Genomic DNA, 20,372 nt, shown 5'->3' with positions numbered 1-20,372 from the left:
ACGCATTGCGGAGTAATAATTGCCTGAGTAACCGTTGCGTTTATAAGGTATAACAAAAATGCTCATTTACGGTTAACCGGGGCTGTGGCTAAATGTCCACCTCGAAAACCAACTGAAAATAAACCATGTTTAAAATTGTCCATTTCCTGCTGGCGCTGGTGATTATTCTTGCGCTTGCCTGGCTGGTGAGTTTCGACCGCCGAAAAGTTCGTATTCGTTTCGTTTTACAGCTGATCGTGATTGAAATTGCGCTGGCGTTCTTTTTCCTGCATGCAGAAAGCGGTCTGTTTATTATTAAATACGTCTCCGGTTTCTTTGAGTCGCTGCTTAAATTCGCTGCCGAAGGGACGAATTTTGTCTTTGGCGGGATGGGTGAAAAAGGGCTGGCGTTTATTTTCCTTGGCGTGCTCTGCCCCATTGTTTTTATCTCGGCGTTGATTGGTATTCTTCAGCACTGGCGCATTCTGCCGATCTTTATTCGGGTGATCGGGACGCTGCTGTCAAAACTGAACGGCATGGGCAAGCTGGAATCCTTCAACGCGGTGAGCTCGCTGATCCTCGGTCAGTCGGAAAACTTTATTGCCTACAAGGGCGTACTCGGGGATCTCTCTTCGCGTCGTCTGTTTACGATGGCTGCCACGGCAATGTCGACGGTGTCGCTGTCGATTGTCGGGGCCTATATGACCATGCTCGACGCCAAATTTGTCGTCGCGGCGCTGATCCTGAACATGTTCAGCACCTTTATTATTCTTTCGGTCATTAACCCGACCCGCCCGGAAGCGGAGCCGGATATCAAGCTGGAAAAACTGCACGAATCCCAGAGCTTCTTTGAAATGCTGGGCGAGTATATTCTGGCCGGTTTTAAGGTGGCAATGATTATTCTGGCGATGCTGATTGGTTTTATCGCCCTTATTAGCGCCGTTAACGCCCTCTTCTCCAGCATATTTGGCATGAGCTTCCAGCAGATTCTGGGTTATGTGTTTTATCCGCTGGCGTGGCTTATTGGTATTCCATTGAGCGATGCCTTAAACGCGGGGAGCATTATGGCAACTAAACTGGTGGCGAATGAATTTGTGGCGATGATCGAGCTGCAAAAAATTGCCCATCAAATGTCACCTCGCGGGCTGGGTATTTTGTCCGTGTTCCTGGTGTCGTTCGCTAACTTCGCTTCCATTGGCATTGTGGCGGGGGCAATAAAAGGTCTGAACGAGCAGCAGGGCAACGTGGTGTCGCGGTTTGGTTTGCGTCTGGTGTACGGCGCGACGCTGGTGAGCCTGCTTTCGGCGAGCTTTGCGGGGTTGGTGTTGTAAGTTTTGTGCGGTTAATGCCCGGCGGCGCTTCGCTTGCACGGGCCTACGATACTACAACGGCGGGATTTCCCGCCGTTTTTCATTAAAACTGCACGCACACCGGCTGGTCAACCCGCATCACCGATTCCTGCGCGAAGCGTGACTTATAGATCCCGCGCAACGCTTCAATATTCTTCTCACTCTGCACGTCTTTCCCGTGGATCAGCATCAGCGCCTTGCTCGGCTCGCGCGCCACCTTGCCGTCGTTACCCAGCCACTGACCACGGGCATCAAACACCGTTAAGCCATCGCGGAAACGCGGCGTCACGTCCTGGTCAACAAACTGCTGCCACTCGCTGCCGGTAATCTGCGCCCCTGCCGGGCGATTCAAGCCAAAATAGAGCGTGGTCTGCTGCATCTGGTTATCCGCTTTGCAGGTTTCCACCGGCACGTGCTGCGCGGGTGCGTTACAGCCCGCCAGCATCACGAATGCTGCCACCATTAACCCTGTTTTAATTCTCATTGATGAAGACTCACATAGGTGAAAGGACTATCCCCTCTCCCCACCGGGGAGAGGGTTAGGGTGAGGGGAGATTACTCAGCCTGAAGCTTAGTCGGCGGCGCAGTGTGGTAGTGCGCGTCGGCTTCCGCAAAGCGTTTCTGCATGGAGGCAGACGGTGCTTTACCCAGCAGGCTGAAGACAACGATACCGATGCTGCCGAAGATGAAGCCAGGAATGATTTCGTACAGGCCCAGCCAGGCGAACTGTTTCCAGACGATAACGGTCACCGCACCGATAATCATCCCCGCCAGCGCGCCGTTACGGGTCATGCGTGACCACATGACGGAGAACAGGACTACCGGCCCAAACGCGGCACCGAAGCCCGCCCACGCGTAGCTCACCAGCCCCAGCACGCGGTTTTCCGGGTTTGCTGCCAGCGCAATCGCCACCAGCGCAACCAGCAGCACCATAAAACGCCCTACCCACACCAGCTCTTTCTGGCTCGCGCCCTTACGCAGGAACGCTTTGTAGAGGTCTTCGGTGATGGCGCTGGAGCACACCAGCAGCTGACAGCTCAGGGTGGACATCACCGCCGCCAGGATCGCGGAGAGCAGAATACCGGCAATCCAAGGGTTAAACAGAATCTGCGCCAGTTCGATGAACACGCGCTCGGCGTTCTGGTTCACCGCGCCCGCCTGCGCCGGGTTGTTATTAAAGTAGGCGATACCGAAGAAACCGACCGCACACGCGCCCGCCAGACACAAAATCATCCACGTCATGCTGATGCGACGCGCGTGAACGATGGTATGGTGAGAATCCGCCGCCATGAAACGCGCCAGAATGTGCGGCTGGCCGAAGTAGCCCAGGCCCCAGCCCATCAGGGAGACGATGGCGACAAAGTTCAGCCCTTTCAGCATATCGACGTTTTCGATGCTCTTCTGCTTGATCACTTCCAGCGATTCGCCAAAGCCGCCGACGGTGAAAATGACAATCACCGGAGTCAGGATCAGGGCGAAGATCATCAGGCTCGCCTGCACGGTGTCGGTCCAGCTTACCGCCAGGAATCCGCCCACGAAGGTATAGAGGATGGTCGCGGCCGCACCGGCCCACAGGGCGGTTTCATAGCTCATGCCGAAGGTACTTTCGAACAGACGCGCGCCCGCCACGATGCCGGAAGCACAGTAGATGGTGAAGAACAGCAGGATCACCACCGCAGAGATAATGCGCAGGATACGGCTGTTATCTTCAAAGCGTCCGGTGAAGTAGTCCGGCAGCGTCAGGGCGTTGTTGTTGGCTTCGGTATGCACGCGCAGACGGCCTGCCACCAGCTTCCAGTTGATCCACGCGCCGACGGTCAGGCCGATGGCGATCCAGCTTTCGGAGATACCGGAGATGAAAATCGCGCCCGGCAGCCCCATCAGCAGCCAGCCGCTCATGTCGGAAGCGCCCGCAGAGAGTGCGGTGACCATCGGGCCTAAGCTGCGCCCGCCGAGGATGTAGTCGTCAAAGTTTTTAGTGGAACGCCATGCCAAAAACCCTATCAGGATCATGCCAAAAATATAAACGAGAAATGTCACCAGCATCGGTGTGCTAATAGCCATTCAAATTCTCCAAAATGTCGAGCGACAACCGTCCGGGTTGCCTTGTTATGTCATCACCGGAACGTAGTGATGTGTGTATGTGTTTCCGTTGGGCGCGCTATCCTGCCGTATACGCATCCCACTGACAAACGATTTAACACTGCATTTACATGAATTTCATCACTGGTTTTATACGTCTTTCCTATAGGTTGCACTCGCTCACGCTTTTACGGGTTGCACCTTTAAAAAGTGTTAAGCACCGCATAAAAACTGGGCTCAGAAACGGCCGCACGTTCTTTTTCACAGCTAACTAATCGTTAACAATCCATTCATTTTCCAGCTTGCAGACCAGGTCACATTTAACACGGTTGCACAAAGTTGCAACATGGTGGATATTTCACGCTATCAACAGAACGCTATTACAGAACAACAGGAGTTTTGGCATGGGGATGACCACCATGGGGGTTAAGCTGGATGACGCTACCCGCGAACGGATTAAAACCGCTGCGACCCGCATCGACCGCACACCGCACTGGTTAATCAAGCAGGCGATTTTTAACTATCTGGAAAGACTGGAGAGTGAAGAAGGTCTGCCGGAGCTGCCTGCCCTGCTGGCGGGCGCAGCGAACGAAAGCGAAGAAGCCGCGACGGCCGTTGAGGAGAACCACCAGCCGTTCCTCGAATTTGCCGAGCAGATCCTGCCGCAGTCCGTCAGCCGCGCCGCCATTACCGGCGCCTACCGCCGTGCCGAAACCGACGCCGTGCCGATGCTGCTGGAGCAGGCGCGCCTGCCGGAAGCCGTTGCCGCTCAGGCGCACAGCCTGGCGTATCAGCTCGCCGACAAGCTGCGTAATCAGAAAACCGCCAGCGGACGCGCCGGTATGGTGCAGGGTCTGTTGCAGGAGTTCTCCCTCTCCTCGCAGGAAGGCGTGGCGCTGATGTGTCTGGCGGAAGCGCTGCTGCGTATTCCGGATAAAGCCACCCGCGATGCCCTGATCCGCGACAAAATCAGCAACGGCAACTGGCACTCCCACATTGGCCGCAGTCCGTCGCTGTTCGTTAACGCCGCCACCTGGGGCCTGCTGTTTACCGGCAAGCTGGTCTCCACCCATAACGAAGCCAACCTGTCGCGCTCTCTGAACCGCATCATCGGCAAGAGCGGCGAGCCGCTGATCCGCAAGGGCGTGGACATGGCGATGCGCCTGATGGGCGAGCAGTTCGTCACCGGGGAAACCATTGCCGAAGCGCTGGCGAACGCCCGCAAGCTGGAAGATAAAGGCTTCCGCTACTCCTACGACATGCTGGGTGAAGCGGCGCTGACCGCCGCCGACGCGCAGGCCTACATGGTATCTTACCAGCAGGCGATCCACGCCATCGGTAAAGCGTCCAACGGTCGCGGTATTTATGAAGGCCCGGGCATCTCCATTAAGCTTTCCGCCCTGCACCCGCGCTACAGCCGCGCGCAGTACGACCGGGTGATGGAAGAGCTCTACCCGCGCCTGAAGTCCCTGACCCTGCTGGCGCGCCAGTATGATATCGGCATTAACTTCGACGCCGAAGAGGCGGACCGTCTGGAGATCTCCCTCGATCTGCTGGAAAAACTGTGCTTCGAGCCGGAGCTGGCGGGCTGGAACGGGATTGGTTTCGTTATCCAGGCCTACCAGAAACGCTGCCCGTTCGTCATTGACTACCTGATTGACCTGGCCAGCCGCAGCCGTCGCCGCCTGATGATCCGTCTGGTGAAGGGCGCCTACTGGGACAGCGAAATCAAACGCGCCCAGATGGAAGGTCTGGAAGGTTATCCGGTCTATACCCGCAAGGTCTATACCGACGTCTCTTACCTCGCCTGCGCGAAAAAACTGCTCGGCGTGCCGAACCTGATTTATCCTCAGTTCGCCACCCACAACGCCCACACCCTGGCGGCGATCTACAGCCTGGCGGGTCAGAACTACTATCCGGGCCAGTACGAGTTCCAGTGCCTGCACGGCATGGGCGAACCGCTGTACGAGCAGGTGACCGGTAAAGTGGCCGACGGCAAGCTGAACCGTCCGTGCCGAATCTATGCCCCGGTAGGTACCCACGAAACCCTGCTGGCCTACCTGGTGCGTCGTCTGCTGGAGAACGGGGCGAACACCTCCTTCGTTAACCGCATCGCCGATACCACCCTGCCGCTGGACGAACTGGTGGCCGATCCGGTACAGGCCGTTGAGAAGATGGCGGCGCAGGAAGGCCAGATTGGTCTGCCGCATCCGAAGATTGCCCTGCCGCGCGAGCTGTATGGTGCAGGTCGCGTCAACTCGGCGGGTCTGGATCTCGCCAACGAACACCGTCTGGCGTCGCTCTCTTCTGCCCTGCTAAACAGCGCATTGCAGAAGTGGCAGGCCAGGCCGATCCTTGAGCAGTCCGTTGAGGACGGTGAAATGCAGCCGGTGATCAACCCGGCAGAGCCGAAGGATATCGTCGGCTACGTGCGCGAAGCCACGGAAACGGAAGTGGAGCAGGCCCTGGAGAGCGCGGTGAACAACGCGCCAATCTGGTTTGCCACCCCGCCGCAGGAGCGTGCCGCCATTCTGGAACGCGCGGCGGTGCTGATGGAAGATCAGATGCAGCAGCTGATCGGCATTCTGGTGCGTGAAGCGGGTAAAACCTTCAGCAACGCCATCGCCGAAGTGCGCGAGGCGGTAGACTTCCTGCACTACTACGCCGGTCAGGTGCGCGATGATTTCGACAACGAAACCCACCGTCCGCTCGGCCCGGTGGTGTGTATCAGCCCGTGGAACTTCCCGCTGGCGATCTTCACCGGCCAGATTGCCGCGGCGCTGGCCGCAGGCAACAGCGTGCTGGCGAAACCGGCAGAGCAGACCCCGCTGATTGCCGCCCAGGGCATTAACATTCTGCTGGAAGCGGGCGTACCGGCGGGCGTGGTGCAGCTGCTGCCAGGGCGCGGTGAAACGGTCGGGGCCAAACTGACCTCCGATAACCGCGTACGCGGCGTGATGTTTACCGGTTCTACCGAAGTGGCCTCCCTGCTACAACGCAACATCGCCACCCGTCTGGATGCGCAGGGCCGTCCTACCCCGCTGATCGCTGAAACCGGCGGCATGAACGCCATGATCGTGGACTCCTCCGCACTCACCGAGCAGGTCGTCGTTGACGTGCTGGCTTCTGCCTTCGACAGCGCGGGCCAACGCTGTTCCGCCCTGCGCGTACTGTGCTTACAGGATGACGTGGCTGACCACACGCTGAAGATGCTGCGCGGTGCGATGGCGGAATGCCGCATGGGCAACCCGGGCCGTCTCACTACCGACATCGGGCCGGTGATCGACGCGGAAGCCAAAGCCAACATTGAAAACCACATTCAGACCATGCGTGCAAAAGGCCGTCCGGTGTTCCAGGCGGTGCGCGAGAACAGCGAAGATGCCCGCGAGTGGCAGACCGGCACCTTCGTGCCGCCAACGCTGATTGAGCTGGCAAGCTTCGACGAGCTGAAAAAAGAGGTCTTCGGCCCGGTACTGCACGTGGTGCGCTACAACCGTAACAACCTCAACGAGCTGATCGATCAGATCAACGCCTCGGGTTACGGCCTGACGCTTGGCGTGCATACCCGTATCGACGAAACCATTGCCCAGGTGACCGGCAATGCTAAAGTTGGCAACCTGTACGTCAACCGCAACATGGTTGGCGCGGTCGTGGGCGTGCAGCCATTCGGCGGTGAAGGTCTCTCCGGCACCGGCCCGAAAGCGGGCGGTCCGCTCTATCTGTACCGTCTGCTGGCAAACCGTCCGGAAAATGCGCTGGGCGTGACGCTGGCGCGTCAGGACGCGGAATATCCGGTGGATGCGCAGGTGAAAGCCGTGCTGACCCAGCCGCTGGACGCGCTGATTAAGTGGGCTGAAAATCGTCCCGAGCTGCATGCGATTGCACAGCAGTACGGCGAGCTGGCGCAGGCGGGAACACAGCGTCTGCTGCCGGGTCCAACCGGTGAGCGCAACACCTGGACGCTGATGCCGCGCGAGCGTGTGCTGTGCGTGGCGGATAACGAGCAGGATGCGCTGGTGCAGCTGGCAGCCGCAACGGCAACGGGCTGTGAGGTGCTGTGGCCGGAAGATGCCCTGCATCGCGACCTCGCCAAACAGTTGCCAAAAGCGGTTTCGGCCCGCATTCGCTTTGCGAAGGCCGATGCCCTGCTGACCCAGCCGTTTGACGCGGTGATCTACCACGGTGATTCCGACCAGCTGCGCGAACTGTGCGAGCAGGTTGCGGCCCGCAGCGGTGCCATCGTTTCCGTGCAGGGCTTTGCGCGCGGGGAAACCAACCTGCTGCTGGAGCGTCTGTACGTTGAGCGCTCGCTCAGCGTCAACACCGCGGCGGCGGGGGGTAACGCCAGCCTGATGACAATCGGCTAACGCTGTGCTAATAAGGCTCCGGAGACGGAGCCTTATTTTATTGGGGAGTGTATGAAACGATATCTTATCGCAGGCGCAGCACTGCTGCTCAGCGCCGGCGCGCTGGCCGACGAGTGCGACAAAGCGACCACCCAGACAGAACTCAGTGCCTGTGCGGCAGAGCAGTACCAGGCTGCGGATAAAAAGCTCAACCAGACGTACCAGGCCGCCATCAAACGCGCGGCAGCCCCTCAGCGCGACCTGCTGAAAAAGGCGCAGCAGGCGTGGATCGGCCTGCGCGACGCAGACTGTGCGTTTATCGGTTCGGGTACGGAAGGCGGGAGCGTTCAGCCAATGATTGTGAACCAGTGTCTGGCGGAGAAAACCGCAGAGCGCGAAGCGTTTCTGGCCACGCTGATGCAGTGTGAAGAGGGCGACCTAAGCTGCCCTCTCCCACCGGGCAATTAACGCACGCGGATCCCTTCGATAATCATCCGCTGTACGTTTTCGAGGGTGCTCTGGAAAAACGCCTCGTCCTGGAGCGTTTTACCGGTCACCGCCTCGACCTGGGCCGCGAAGTCAGCGTAGTGCTGGGTTGAGGCCCAAATCATGAAGATCAGATGATGCGGATCGACGGGCGCCAGTTTTCCGCTGGCGACCCATCCGGCAATAATGGCCGATTTATCGTCCACCAGCTGCTTTAGATCTCCCGTCAGCTCCGCCTGCAACAGCGGCGCGCCCTGCAACATCTCCAGACAGAACAGCCTGGATGCCTGCGGGTAATCACGCGATACCTCCAGCTTCAGCCTTATGTACTCCTCTATCGCCACCAGCGGGGCCAGCTCTTCGCGAAACGCCTTGAGAGGTGCCAGCCAGATATCGAGGATTTGCTGCATCACCGCCACATACAGCGCCTCTTTCGACGGGTAGTAGTAGAGCAGATTGGTCTTGGACACCCCGGCCTGCTCCGCCACCTGCTCAAGGCGCGTACCGTGAATACCAAACTGCGAAAATGTCTCCAGCGCAGCGCTGAGGATCGCCTGTTTCTTGGCGCTCACCGCCTGCGAACGTTTTCCGGGTGTTTTCACTGCGCCTTGTGTCATTTTCGCTCTCCATTTTCTGTCCTGCGCTCAGCATAGCAAAACCCCCGTCTCGCCACGACCTTCTGCACCCTCAGCGCGCATGAGTGCCTGTTTTCTGTGCAATGATTTTGACCATCTAGTCCACATTTTCGCTGTTAATTTCAACAACCATCATTTAACACCCTAATAACAAAGTGATTTTCAAAACTGGCACTGCCTTTGCAAAAACATCGTGACACCTGCGACGTAATGAAGAGAGGTTCGTGATGAAAATTGGCGTATTTGTACCGATCGGCAACAACGGCTGGCTTATCTCGACCACTGCCCCGCAATACATGCCGACCTTTGAGCTGAATAAAGCCATCGTGCAGAAAGCGGAGCATTACCATTTCGACTTTGCGCTCTCGATGATCAAGCTGCGCGGTTTCGGCGGTAAGACCGAATTCTGGGACCACAACCTGGAGTCCTTTACCCTGATGGCGGGCCTGGCGGCGGTCACCTCGCGGATCCAGATCTACGCCACCGCCGCCACCCTTACCCTGCCCCCGGCGATCGTGGCGCGGATGGCCTCCACCATCGACTCCATCTCCGGCGGGCGCTTTGGCGTTAACCTGGTCACCGGCTGGCAAAAGCCGGAGTACGAGCAGATGGGGATCTGGCCGGGGGACGATTACTTCTCCCGTCGCTACGACTACCTGACTGAATATGTGCAGGTGCTGCGCGATCTGTGGGGCACCGGCAAAAGCGATTTCAAAGGCGATTTCTTCACCATGAACGACTGCCGCGTCAGCCCGCAGCCGTCGGTGCCGATGAAGGTTATCTGCGCCGGGCAGAGCGACGCGGGAATGGAATTTTCCTCGAAATACGCCGACTTCAACTTCTGCTTCGGTAAAGGCGTTAACACCCCTGCCGCCTTCGCGCCCACTGCGGCACGCATGAAAGCGGCCGCCGACAAAACCGGGCGCGACGTGGGCTCCTACGTGCTGTTTATGGTGATTGCCGACGAAACCGATGACGCCGCGCGCGCCAAATGGGAACGATACAAGGACGGCGCGGATGACGAAGCGCTGAGCTGGCTGACCGAGCAGAGCCAGAAGGATACCCGCTCCGGCGCGGACACCAACGTTCGCCAGATGGCCGACCCGACGTCTGCCGTCAATATCAACATGGGCACCCTGGTTGGCTCGTATGCCAGCGTCGCCAGAATGCTCGACGAAGTGGCTGCCGTGCCCGGCGCCGAAGGCGTACTGCTGACCTTCGATGATTTTCTCACCGGCGTGGAAACCTTCGGCGAGCGCATTCAGCCGCTGATGCAGTGCCGCGCCCACATCCCTGCCGTGACGAAGGAGGTGGCGTAATGACGACCCTCAACGCTCGCCCGGAAGCCATTACCTTTGACGCGCAGCGCAGCGCGCTGATCGTGGTGGATATGCAAAACGCCTATGCCAGTAAAGGCGGGTATCTGGATCTGGCCGGGTTTGACGTCTCCACCACGCAGCCGGTGATCGAGAACATTAAAACCGCCGTGCACGCTGCGCGCGCTGCGGGCATGCTCATCGTCTGGTTCCAGAACGGCTGGGACGACCAGTACGTCGAAGCTGGTGGTCCCGGCTCCCCCAACTTTCACAAATCCAACGCCCTGAAAACCATGCGCCAACGGCCAGAACTCCAGGGCACGCTGCTGGCGAAAGGCGGCTGGGATTATCAACTGGTGGATGAGCTGGTACCGGAAGCCAGCGATATCGTACTGCCGAAACCGCGCTACAGCGGCTTTTTCAATACCCCGCTCGACAGCCTGCTGCGCAGCCGGGGCATTCGTCATCTGGTCTTTACGGGCATTGCCACCAACGTCTGCGTGGAGTCGACCCTGCGCGACGGCTTTTTCCTCGAGTATTTTGGCGTGGTGCTGGAAGACGCTACCCATCAGGCCGGGCCGGATTTTGCCCAGAAAGCCGCCCTGTTCAATATCGAAACCTTTTTTGGCTGGGTCAGTAACGTCAATGATTTCTGCGACGCGCTGGATCCCCCGCTCGCCCGTATCGCCTGAGGAGAACCGCTATGCCGAAATCCGTGATTATTCCGCCGGGCACCAGCACTCCGATTGCCCCCTTCGTTCCCGGCACCCTCGCCGACGGCGTGGTGTATGTCTCGGGCACGCTGCCGTTTGATAAAGACAACAACGTGGTGTTTATCAATGACCCAAAGGCGCAAACCCGCCACGTGCTGGAGACGATCAAAACCGTGATCGAAACGGCGGGTGGCACGATGGAGGACGTGACCTTCAACAGCATCTTTATCACCGACTGGAAAAACTACGCCGCGATTAACGAAATCTACGCGGAGTTTTTCCCGGGCGATAAACCGGCGCGGTTTTGCATCCAGTGCGGGCTGGTAAAGCCGGACGCGCTGGTTGAAATTGCCACCGTTGCGCACATCGCGAAGTGAGGCCGCCATGAAACTGTCCATTTCCCCGCCCCCCTTTGCGGGCGCGCCCGTGGTGGTACTGATTGCCGGGCTCGGCGGCAGCGGGAGCTACTGGCTGCCTCAGCTCGCCGTGCTGGGGCAGGAGTATCAGGTGGTGTGCTACGACCAGCGGGACACGGGGAATAACCCGGATACCCTGCCGGAAGACTACACCCTCGCACACATGGCCGACGAGCTCGCACTGGCGTTAGCCGGGGCAGGGATCGCCCGTTACTGCGTGGTCGGCCACGCGCTGGGGGCGCTGGTGGGCCTGCGGCTGGCCATCGATAAGCCCGACGCCCTTACCGCGCTGGTCTGCGTCAACGGCTGGCTGACGCTCAATGCCCATACCCGACGCTGTTTTGACGTTCGCGAACGTCTGCTGCATGCGGGCGGCGCGCAGGCGTGGGTAGAGGCACAGCCCTTGTTCCTCTACCCGGCAGACTGGATGGCCGCCCGCGCCCCGCGGCTGGAGGCCGAGGACGCGCTGGCGCTGGCCCATTTTCAGGGCAAAGCCAATCTGCTGCGCAGGCTGCATGCGCTGAAGCAGGCCGATTTCAGCCGCCACGCTGCACGCGTTCGCTGCCCCGTGCAGATTATCTGTTCCACCGACGATCTGCTGGTGCCGTCCGTCTGTTCTGATGAACTGCACGCCGCACTCCCGCACGCCCGCAAAACGGTCATGCGCCAGGGCGGGCATGCCTGCAACGTGACCGCGCCGGACATCTTTAACACTCTGCTGCTGAACGGGCTTGCCAGCCTGCTGCACAGCCCAGAACCCGCTTTGTAAGGAGTTTGAATGAGCGAAGCCATCACGCCCGCCGCGCTGGAAACGCTGTTTACCGGCGCACGTACCCATAACGGCTGGCTGGATATACCGGTCAGTGACGAGACGCTGCGCGAGATTTATGACCTGATGAAATGGGGGCCGACGTCCGCCAACTGTTCCCCGGCGCGCATTGTCTTTGTGCGAAGCCCGGAAGGAAAAGAGAAGCTGCGCCCGGCGCTCTCCAGCGGCAACCTTGAGAAAACGCTCACCGCCCCGGTCACGGCAATTGTCGCCTGGGACAGCGAGTTTTATGAGCGCCTGCCTGTACTGTTCCCGCACGGCGATGCCAGAAGCTGGTTTACCGCAAGCCCCGCGCTGGCGGAAGAGACCGCCTTTCGCAACAGCTCGATGCAGGCCGCGTACCTGATCTTCGCCTGCCGCGCGCTCGGGCTGGACACCGGGCCGATGTCGGGTTTTGACCGGGAAAAAGTGGACGCGGCCTTTTTCACGGGCACGCTGCTTAAAAGCAATCTGCTGATTAACATCGGCTATGGCGATATGCGCAAAGTTTATGGGCGCTTACCGCGTCTGACCTTCGAAGACGCCTGCGGGCTGGCGTAAATAAGGAGCCATCATGACGACCCTTGATCAACAAACGTTCCGTGATGCCATGGCCTGCGTCGGTGCGGCGGTCAATATCATCACCACCGACGGCCCGGCGGGAATGGCGGGCTTTACCGCAAGCGCGGTATGCAGCGTAACCGATACCCCGCCCACTCTGCTGGTTTGCCTCAACCGCGGCGCGTCGGTCTGGCCGATTTTCAGCGAGAACCGCACCCTGTGCGTTAACACGCTGAGTGCCGGACAGGAGCCTTTATCCAACCTGTTTGGCGGGAAAACGCCGATGGCGGACCGCTTTGCCGCTGCCCGCTGGCAGACAGGCGACACGGGCTGCCCGCGTCTGGAAAATGCGCTGGCCTCGTTCGACTGCCGCATCAGCCAGGTGGTGAGCGTCGGCACCCACGACATTCTGTTTTGCGACATCGTATCCATCGTACGCCACCCGGCGCCGCAAGGGCTGGTGTGGTTCGACCGCGGCTATCACGCACTTATGCGACCCGCCTGTTAATCCGCATTCAGGAGACAGATCATGTTCGGACTTCCCCACTGGCAGTTGAAATCGACCTCCACAGAAGCAGGCGTGGTCGCGCCGGATGAAAGGCTCCCGCTCGGGCAGACAATGGTGATGGGCGTGCAGCATGCGGTCGCGATGTTTGGTGCGACGGTGCTGATGCCCATGCTGATGGGGCTGGATCCTAACCTCGCCATTTTGATGTCGGGTATGGGTACCCTGCTGTTCATTTTTGTCACCAGCGGACGTGTGCCCAGCTATCTGGGCTCCAGCGCCGCCTTCGTGGGGGTGGTTATTGCAGCGACCGGGTTTAACGGTCAGGGTATTAACCCCAACCTGAGCGTGGCCCTCGGCGGCATTATCGCCTGTGGGCTGGTCTACACCCTGACCGGTCTGGTGGTGATGAAAGTCGGCACGCGCTGGATCGAGCGGATGATGCCCCCCGTCGTCACCGGGGCGGTGGTGATGGCGATAGGCCTGAACCTCGCGCCGATTGCGGTGAAGAGCGTATCCGGCTCGCCGTTTGAAAGCTGGATGGCGGTGATTACGGTGCTGTGCATCGGCGTGGTGGCGGTCTTTACGCGCGGCATGATCCAGCGGCTGCTGATCCTGGTCGGGCTGATTGCGGCCTGTCTGGTCTACGCGCTGCTGGCGAACGTGTTCGGCCTCGGCAAACCGGTTGATTTCACACTGATTCATCAGGCCGCCTGGTTCGGCATGCCGCACATAACCTCGCCCACCTTTAACGCTCAGGCGATGATGCTCATCGCGCCTGTCGCGGTGATTCTGGTGGCTGAAAACCTGGGCCATTTGAAAGCCGTAGCGGGAATGACCGGCCGCAATATGGACCCGTATATGGGACGGGCGTTTGTGGGAGACGGTCTGGCGACCATGCTCTCCGGCTCGGTCGGCGGCAGCGGCGTGACGACCTACGCGGAAAACATCGGCGTGATGGCAGTGACCAAAGTCTACTCGACGCTGGTCTTCGTGGCGGCGGCGGTGATGGCGATGCTGCTCGGCTTTTCCCCAAAATTCGGCGCATTGATCCACACCATCCCGGCACCCGTGATTGGCGGCGCCTCGATTGTGGTATTTGGTCTTATTGCCGTCGCGGGGGCACGTATCTGGGTGCAGAATCATGTTGATCTGAGCCAGAATGGTAACCTGATCATGGTGGCGGTGACACTGGTGCTGGGGGCGGGTGATTTCGCCCTGACGCTGGGCGGGTTTACGGTAGGCGGGATTGGCACGGCGACCTTCGGCGCGATCCTGCTCAACGCCCTGCTGAGCCGCCGGAAAAGGGATGTACCGCAAGGAAAAGCCATCACCCCTTCCACCTGAAATACGTGCCGCATTCTTGCCGGGTGACGCTACGCTTACCCGGCCTACAATTGGCAAGTAGGCCCGAGCAAGCGAAGCGCCGCCGGGCTAAACGGACAGGGTGCGCGTTGTTAGCTATCTGCCCCTTGTTCAGCGCTCAATCCGGCAGTCGCCTTACGTCGTTTTTTTAACTTCAACTCGCTCACCAGCACCCCAGCGATAATAAATGCCGCGCCCACCAGCGCCAGCAGCGGCAGACGCTCCCCGGCGAGTCGCCCGAAAATACCCGCCCACACCGGTTCACCGGTGTAAATGACCGTCGCCCGTGTCGGGGATACGCTGCGCTGCGCCCAGTTCATGGTAACCTGGATAATGGCGCTGAAAATGCCCAGCCCCAGCGCCACGACGATAAGCCCGGTAGACATCGGCGGGACGGACTCCCCTGCCGGCACCATCGTCGCGAACGCCACCAGCGACGCGGTGGCAAGCTGCACCACCGTCACCCGCTTGACGTCCACTTTTCCTGCCCAGGCGCTAATCAGAATAATTTCTGCCGCAATGGCGACGGCCCCCACCAGAGTGATGATCTCCCCCGGCCCCAGCGCCAGCAGATTATTTTCCGGCCCGGCTAATAAAATAAGGCCGATGAACGCCAGCACGATGCCAATGCACGACATCAGGCCCGGCATTCTGCCGAGGCACAGCCACTGCAACAGCGGCACCAGCGGTACGTACATGGCGGTGATGAAGGCGGATTTACTGCTGGAGATAGACTGGAGCCCCCACGTTTGCAGGCTGTAACCCATGGCAATCGCCACGCCAATGGCGACACCCGCTTTAAGCTCTCTCAGGGTCAATCCGCGCAGGGTTTTCAGTGAAATAAGCGCCACGGCAACCGCCGCGGTTGCAAAACGCAGCCCTACAAAGAAAAACGGATCGCTCATCGTGACCGCGTACTGAACGGCAAGAAAGGTTCCGCCCCAGAACATGGTGATCAAAATCAGGATGGCTTCCTGAGGCTTAATGGAGAAGGTAAAACGGGAAACGGACATGGGACACCAGCACGAAGAATCAATCCTGTAGTGTGCGATGCCTTTTATGACAGTTCAATGTAGCAGACATAAAAAAACCGCCGGGAAACCCGGCGGCAGAGAGTTAACCCGGCGTACTACTTGTTGCTGCCGTGGCTATTTTTACCCCCTTTTTTACCAGCCTCTGATGCGCGCTGAGGGTCGTTTTTAAAGTTGCCCCCGCTAGACTGGCCACCTTTACGACCTGCTTCTGATGCTCTTTCACGGTCTTCAGCGAAATTACCTGAACCACCACGATGGTTTGCCATCTCTAACCTCCAGAGTGTGAAACATTAGACATCATATTGCATTCAGTAAAAGAGGATTCTTTCACCTCGCGGCTCAAGGACAGTGCCTTTATCTGTGCCGCGTGAAACTAAGCTTAGTGTAATGCGGCTATCCGGCAAGCGAGAGGTAATATTCTGCAACATGATCTCAGCCTTTCGTATGAAATATTGAGGAAGTCATTCATAAGCCATTCTTATATTTTGAAAAATCCGCGCCGCGAAAGTTGTTTCATTTTGCTACAAAGCACGTAACGAAAAGATATTGTTATATATCAAATAAATGCCGTTCATTTTTGCAGTCTGGCCGTGATGTCATATCTTTAAAGTAACGCAGCGATCCGCTGTAAGAAAAACCAACGAGGAGTGATGCAAAATGGCAAAAGTTCTGGTGCTCTATTATTCCATGTATGGACACATTGAAACCATGGCTCACGCAGTAGCAGAAGGCGCAAACAGAGTAGACGGCGTTGAGGTCGTGGTTAAACGCGTACCGGAAACCATGCAGGCGGAAGCCTTCGCCAAAGCCGGGGGGAAAACACAAAACGCCCCGGTCGCCACCCCGCAGGAGCTCGCGGACTATGATGCCATTATCTTCGGCACCCCGACCCGCTTCGGCAATATGTCCGGCCAGATGCGCACCTTCCTCGACCAGACGGGCGGGCTCTGGGCCTCCGGCGCGTTATACGGCAAGCTGGCCAGCGTGTTCAGCTCTACCGGCACGGGCGGCGGCCAGGAGCAGACGATCACTTCCACCTGGACAACGCTTGCGCATCATGGGATGGTCATTGTGCCGATTGGCTACGGCGCGCAGGAACTGTTTGATGTCTCCCAGGTCCGTGGTGGTACGCCCTATGGCGCAACAACGATTGCCGGTGGGGATGGTTCACGTCAGCCAAGCAATGAAGAACTTTCAATCGCCCGCTATCAGGGTGAATACGTCGCGGGTCTTGCCAAAAAACTGAACGGCTAACCCAACAGGAGGACAAGTATGCCAACTCAAGAATCCAAAGCTCACCACGTGGGCGAATGGGCAAGTTTACGCAATACCTCTCCGGAGATTGCCGAAGCCATCTTTGAAGTCGCCAATTATGACGAAAAGCTGGCTGAGCAGATTTGGGAAGAAGGCAACGATGAAGTGCTGGTTCGCGCCTTCGAAAAAACCGACAAAGACTCGCTGTTCTGGGGCGAGCAAACCATCGAACGTAAAAACGTCTGAACGTTCCCCCCGCCCACGCGGGGGGTTATTTTCTATTTCGCCGCGTTATCCATCACCGCATTGAATTTATCGACAGGACAGAAGCCGTTGCCATCCACCGGACAGCCCTTCAGCTCCAGCGTCACGCGCTGCGCAGGGGATTGCAGCGACAGTACGCTGGCGTTACGCAGCTGATCTGAACTCTGGTAAACATACTCAATTTTCATCAGCTCCTGGTTAGTGTTTTTATCATGCCAGCGCTGGAAGACAATTTTACCGCCAATCGGGGTACTTTCCTGCTGGTCGTGCAGCTGATAAGGCCTGAAGTCCAGCGCGGTCAGCAGCGAGGCGATGTTAGAGTCGTGCCCTACCAGCAGGGTGATTTTTGGCGCTTTTGCCTGGTCGTTCACCAGCGCTTTATCAATGTACTTCACCAGCGGTTTAGCCACGTTCTGCGCCACCTCCGTCGACGTAAACAGCGAGTCCTGATAGCCGTTTTTCAGCTTCGACAGCACGCGCCACTGCTGATCGGTTTTGATTTCCCCCCAGGCCACCTGGTCTGTCGGGAAGCCTTCGTAATACTGTAGCGTGAACGCATCCACCAGCGAGTTACCCACCTTCAGCGGCCCGGAGACGCCCGGCTCTTTTTCATAATCGGCGCTGAAGGTATCTTTCGCCTCCGTCAGGGAGCAGACTTTTTTCTCCTTGCAGGACGGCGATTCGCTGTAGTTTGTCAGCTGTTCCAGCAGTTTGTAGCTTTCATCCAGATGCATTTTCTGCCGTTCCGTCTCCATCGCTTTCAGCGCTTTCTCGCGAAACTCAGGGGAGTTATCGGTAATGACCGGATTGAAGGTGGGGTCCATGGTGCCCATTTTTTCCTGATGATGCACAGGAACATCGCACCCGGGGAACGCGCCGGTGATAAAGAACTGCGCGGTCGCCACGGTGCGCTGGAGGCTGTTGGCGTAGGCATAGACGGTATCCGCTGGCGGGCATTCACCCGTCTTCACCATTCCCTGCTCTGCCAGCCACTCGCGCATATAGTGACCCATATACTCTTCCAGTACGCCGCCTTTGGTGGTGAGCTGTCCACCCGGGACGTCCCACTCCGGCCACTGCTTGGGCGTGGACTGCTCCAGCACGCTGCCGTTATTGGCAAGCGGCGCGCGCAGGTTGTGGCGGCTCATGATGAGCACCTGTTCCAGCTGATAGCCATCCGGCGTGTCCTGTGCCTGCGCCCCAAACGTCACTGAAAGCGTTCCTGCCACGGCGACAGCGAGTAGTGCTTTTCTCATCCCTTTTTCCTCATGCGTTTTTATCGTTACGCTGAGTGTGACAGACTGGTGACCGTTTTTTCGGGAAGCATTTCTCAAACTGATGAATACGTTCAGATGCTGATGCCGGTGACGATGCCGACATACAGCGCCGCCCATGCGCAGGCTGACAGCAGGCTAACGACGTAAACCTTCATCGCGCTCATCCTGAGCATGCCGGCCGCCAGCGGCACGATATAACGCAGCACCGCCAGGAAACGCGACGTGAACAGCGCGACTACGCCGTTCTTTTGCAGCTGATGCTGTACCCGCAGAATCTTATCGGCATGTTTTGCGGTGAGGCGTGACACCAGCCGGGTATGCCCCATCAGCTGGCCGATATGGTAATTCAGCACCGAACCTGCCGTAGCGCCCATCACCACCGCCAGCCACGTCATTCCGGGATGCAGACTCGACTGGCTGACGGCGATCCCCGCCATCAGCATGACCGATGCGGGCGGCAGCACCGAGGAGACCAGCACCGTCGATTTACTCAACGCCATAACAACGAGCAGCGCGAACAGATGCGTCGGATAATGCGCAAAATGATCCAGCAGCGTGTCCAGCCATGCCATTTTACTCTCTCCGGTAACAAATGAATTCTCCATTTAAAAAGAAAACAGTTAAATAAAACCTCAACATGCGTTTAATACTATTCATTTAAACCGTTCTTCAACATTATTAAAATTCCTCAGCAGCAGTTTTAAATAAGCGTATTATCCCTCTCGTTTTACAACGATCTCGTTATGGCGAGGCTCCTGTACAAATAAACGTTATCGCTCTGGTGGGTTCGAGAGAACCGGCACAGGGTAAAACAGGCACTGTCGAATCAAGGCTTTGTCAGTATAACTTCCCTTGCGGGATACGGTGTACAGTGCTGAACCCAGGACGTGGGGATCTCCTTTCCGACATGCCCTGTCTTGCTCGCCCCTGAGAGATTTTATTATTCAAAGGGAATTTACTATGTCTTACGCTATTCACAACCAAAACCTGGCTTTCAATGACAGCGCCATCGCGCAATATATGAATACCGATTTTATCGTTATTGATATTTCATTATGCGTGGCTCTGGCACGCGAGCAGTTCTTTGAAAAATTAAAAGATGATGATATTCCGTCGCATATTTTTATCGAAGATAACGGTCGCCTCGCGGGTTTGATCGCCGTACGCAAATTGTTGCAGGCCACCGACACCGTGCAGCCCGTTAAGGGGTTGATGATATCGGATTTTATTCAGCTCAAACCGGAAGATGAGCGGGCGGATGTCGCCGGGCTGCTGGCGCATGCGGGTGCGGATGTAGTGCCGGTGGTGACCCACGGCAAGCTGGTGGGCTGCCTTACCGAGCGTGAAATCGCCCATCTGCTGGAAGATGACGTTACTGAAGATGCCCAGCTTCAGGGGGCGACGCTGCCGCTGGAGAAGCCCTATCTGGAAACCAGCGCCTTCAGCCTGTGGAAGAAACGCTCCGTCTGGCTGCTGCTGCTGTTTATTGCGGAAGCGTATACCAGTTCGGTGATCCAGCATTTTGAAGAGGCGCTGGAATCTGCCATCGCGCTGGCGTTCTTTATTCCGCTGCTGATTGGCACCGGCGGAAACAGCGGGACGCAGATCACCTCGACGCTGGTGCGCGCCATGGCGCTGGGTGAAGTCCACCTTCGCGATGTGGGTCGCGTGCTGCGCAAAGAGATCAGCACCTCGTTAATGATTGCCGCCACGCTGGGTCTGGCGGGCTGCGTTCGCGCCTGGATGATGGGTATTGGGATGGAAATCACGCTCATCGTCAGCCTGACGCTGGTCTGCATTACGCTGTGGAGCGCCATCGTCTCGTCGGTGATCCCGATGGTACTGAAACGCTGCAAAATCGACCCAGCGGTGGTATCCGCACCGTTTATCGCCACGTTAATCGACGGCACCGGGCTGATTATCTACTTCAAAATTGCGCAGTATACGCTGGGGCTTGAATAACGAAAAAACCCTGCGATATT

Annotated in this window: 20 protein-coding genes and 1 riboswitch; of the genes, 13 read left to right on the top strand and 7 right to left on the bottom strand. The window is 58.0% G+C overall.

The features are described 5' to 3' along the window. Positions 1–125: 125 nt before the first annotated feature. Positions 126–1,310 carry a NupC/NupG family nucleoside CNT transporter gene (locus tag SK47_RS07315; protein ID WP_045345700.1) on the top strand — a complete coding sequence of 395 codons (1,185 nt, stop codon included), beginning with the start codon at positions 126–128 and terminating at the stop codon, positions 1,308–1,310. Between the two features lie 82 nt (positions 1,311–1,392). Here SK47_RS07315 and SK47_RS07310 read toward each other — a convergent pair whose 3' ends face one another. Together SK47_RS07310 and putP are read right to left on the bottom strand one after the other, a co-directional pair. Next, positions 1,393–1,812: a DUF3574 domain-containing protein gene (locus tag SK47_RS07310; RefSeq protein WP_045345698.1), complete on the bottom strand. Its 420-nt coding sequence runs from the start codon at positions 1,810–1,812 to the stop codon at positions 1,393–1,395. 71 nt (positions 1,813–1,883) lie between these two features. Continuing rightward, a complete protein-coding gene (gene putP / locus SK47_RS07305; RefSeq protein WP_003858085.1) occupies positions 1,884–3,392 on the bottom strand; it encodes a sodium/proline symporter PutP in 1,509 nt (502 codons plus the stop codon). A 422-nt stretch (positions 3,393–3,814) separates the two neighbouring features. Here putP and putA point away from each other — a divergent pair, with 422 nt between their 5' ends. Together putA and SK47_RS07295 are read left to right on the top strand one after the other, a co-directional pair. Continuing rightward, positions 3,815–7,777, top strand: a complete 3,963-nt coding sequence (gene putA / locus SK47_RS07300) for a trifunctional transcriptional regulator/proline dehydrogenase/L-glutamate gamma-semialdehyde dehydrogenase (protein WP_048243744.1) — start codon at positions 3,815–3,817, stop codon at positions 7,775–7,777. 51 nt (positions 7,778–7,828) lie between these two features. Then, the gene (locus tag SK47_RS07295; RefSeq protein WP_032608981.1) at positions 7,829–8,224 is read left to right on the top strand and encodes a lysozyme inhibitor LprI family protein; all 396 of its coding nucleotides are present in this window, start codon (positions 7,829–7,831) and stop codon (positions 8,222–8,224) included. Here the strand turns inward: SK47_RS07295 and rutR are convergent. Continuing rightward, a complete protein-coding gene (gene rutR, locus SK47_RS07290; RefSeq protein ID WP_023324433.1) occupies positions 8,221–8,859 on the bottom strand; it encodes an HTH-type transcriptional regulator RutR in 639 nt (212 codons plus the stop codon). The genes SK47_RS07295 and rutR overlap by 4 nt on opposite strands. 245 nt (positions 8,860–9,104) lie before the next feature. On the opposite strand from rutR, the gene rutA reads away from it, so the two are divergent. The 7 genes from rutA to rutG are packed head-to-tail and all read left to right on the top strand — an operon-like array spanning position 9,105 to position 14,543. Further along, positions 9,105–10,196: a pyrimidine utilization protein A gene (rutA, locus tag SK47_RS07285; protein ID WP_022650759.1), complete on the top strand. Its 1,092-nt coding sequence runs from the start codon at positions 9,105–9,107 to the stop codon at positions 10,194–10,196. Beyond that, positions 10,196–10,885 carry a pyrimidine utilization protein B gene (gene rutB / locus SK47_RS07280; protein ID WP_003858095.1) on the top strand — a complete coding sequence of 230 codons (690 nt, stop codon included), beginning with the start codon at positions 10,196–10,198 and terminating at the stop codon, positions 10,883–10,885. Before rutA ends, rutB begins: the two co-directional genes overlap by 1 nt. Before the next feature lie 11 nt (positions 10,886–10,896). Further along, positions 10,897–11,283, top strand: coding sequence for a pyrimidine utilization protein C (rutC, locus tag SK47_RS07275; RefSeq protein ID WP_008499822.1), 387 nt, complete (start codon positions 10,897–10,899; stop codon positions 11,281–11,283). 7 nt (positions 11,284–11,290) lie between these two features. Beyond that, positions 11,291–12,091: a pyrimidine utilization protein D gene (rutD, locus tag SK47_RS07270; protein ID WP_048243742.1), complete on the top strand. Its 801-nt coding sequence runs from the start codon at positions 11,291–11,293 to the stop codon at positions 12,089–12,091. Positions 12,092–12,100: 9 nt separating this feature from the next. Then, positions 12,101–12,691, top strand: a complete 591-nt coding sequence (locus SK47_RS07265; protein ID WP_023324429.1) for a malonic semialdehyde reductase — start codon at positions 12,101–12,103, stop codon at positions 12,689–12,691. A 13-nt stretch (positions 12,692–12,704) separates the two neighbouring features. Further along, complete coding sequence (gene rutF, locus SK47_RS07260; RefSeq protein ID WP_048243740.1) at positions 12,705–13,199, top strand: NADH-dependent FMN reductase RutF; 495 nt, start codon at positions 12,705–12,707, stop codon at positions 13,197–13,199. Between the two features lie 21 nt (positions 13,200–13,220). Continuing rightward, a complete protein-coding gene (gene rutG, locus SK47_RS07255; protein WP_048243738.1) occupies positions 13,221–14,543 on the top strand; it encodes a pyrimidine utilization transport protein G in 1,323 nt (440 codons plus the stop codon). Between the two features lie 110 nt (positions 14,544–14,653). Here rutG and SK47_RS07250 read toward each other — a convergent pair whose 3' ends face one another. Together SK47_RS07250 and SK47_RS07245 are read right to left on the bottom strand one after the other, a co-directional pair. Continuing rightward, complete coding sequence (locus SK47_RS07250; protein WP_003858106.1) at positions 14,654–15,574, bottom strand: DMT family transporter; 921 nt, start codon at positions 15,572–15,574, stop codon at positions 14,654–14,656. A 116-nt stretch (positions 15,575–15,690) separates the two neighbouring features. Continuing rightward, positions 15,691–15,861, bottom strand: coding sequence for a con-10 family general stress protein (locus SK47_RS07245; protein WP_001273664.1), 171 nt, complete (start codon positions 15,859–15,861; stop codon positions 15,691–15,693). A 391-nt stretch (positions 15,862–16,252) separates the two neighbouring features. On the opposite strand from SK47_RS07245, the gene wrbA reads away from it, so the two are divergent. Both wrbA and SK47_RS07235 read left to right on the top strand, forming a co-directional pair. Continuing rightward, complete coding sequence (wrbA, locus tag SK47_RS07240) at positions 16,253–16,849, top strand: NAD(P)H:quinone oxidoreductase (RefSeq protein ID WP_006809323.1); 597 nt, start codon at positions 16,253–16,255, stop codon at positions 16,847–16,849. Between the two features lie 18 nt (positions 16,850–16,867). Beyond that, positions 16,868–17,095, top strand: a complete 228-nt coding sequence (locus SK47_RS07235; protein WP_006809324.1) for a YccJ family protein — start codon at positions 16,868–16,870, stop codon at positions 17,093–17,095. Positions 17,096–17,127: 32 nt separating this feature from the next. Here the strand turns inward: SK47_RS07235 and agp are convergent, their stop codons facing one another. Together agp and SK47_RS07225 are read right to left on the bottom strand one after the other, a co-directional pair. Beyond that, positions 17,128–18,369 (bottom strand): bifunctional glucose-1-phosphatase/inositol phosphatase, encoded by a 1,242-nt coding sequence (agp, locus tag SK47_RS07230; protein ID WP_048243736.1) that lies wholly within the window; start codon positions 18,367–18,369, stop codon positions 17,128–17,130. A gap of 92 nt (positions 18,370–18,461) precedes the next feature. Continuing rightward, entirely contained in the window at positions 18,462–18,962 is a 501-nt protein-coding gene (locus SK47_RS07225) for a DedA family protein (protein WP_003858113.1), read from the bottom strand. 158 nt (positions 18,963–19,120) lie between these two features. Then, positions 19,121–19,290: riboswitch (M-box (ykoK) riboswitch) on the top strand. A 60-nt stretch (positions 19,291–19,350) separates the two neighbouring features. On the opposite strand from SK47_RS07225, the gene SK47_RS07220 reads away from it, so the two are divergent. Then, the gene (locus SK47_RS07220) at positions 19,351–20,352 is read left to right on the top strand and encodes a magnesium transporter (protein ID WP_048243735.1); all 1,002 of its coding nucleotides are present in this window, start codon (positions 19,351–19,353) and stop codon (positions 20,350–20,352) included. The last annotated feature ends 20 nt before the right edge of the window (positions 20,353–20,372 follow it).

The organism is Enterobacter sp. BWH52 (genome assembly GCF_001037565.1).
Lineage (GTDB): Bacteria > Pseudomonadota > Gammaproteobacteria > Enterobacterales > Enterobacteriaceae > Enterobacter > Enterobacter hormaechei_C.
This window is presented reverse-complemented; position numbering and strand designations above follow the sequence as displayed.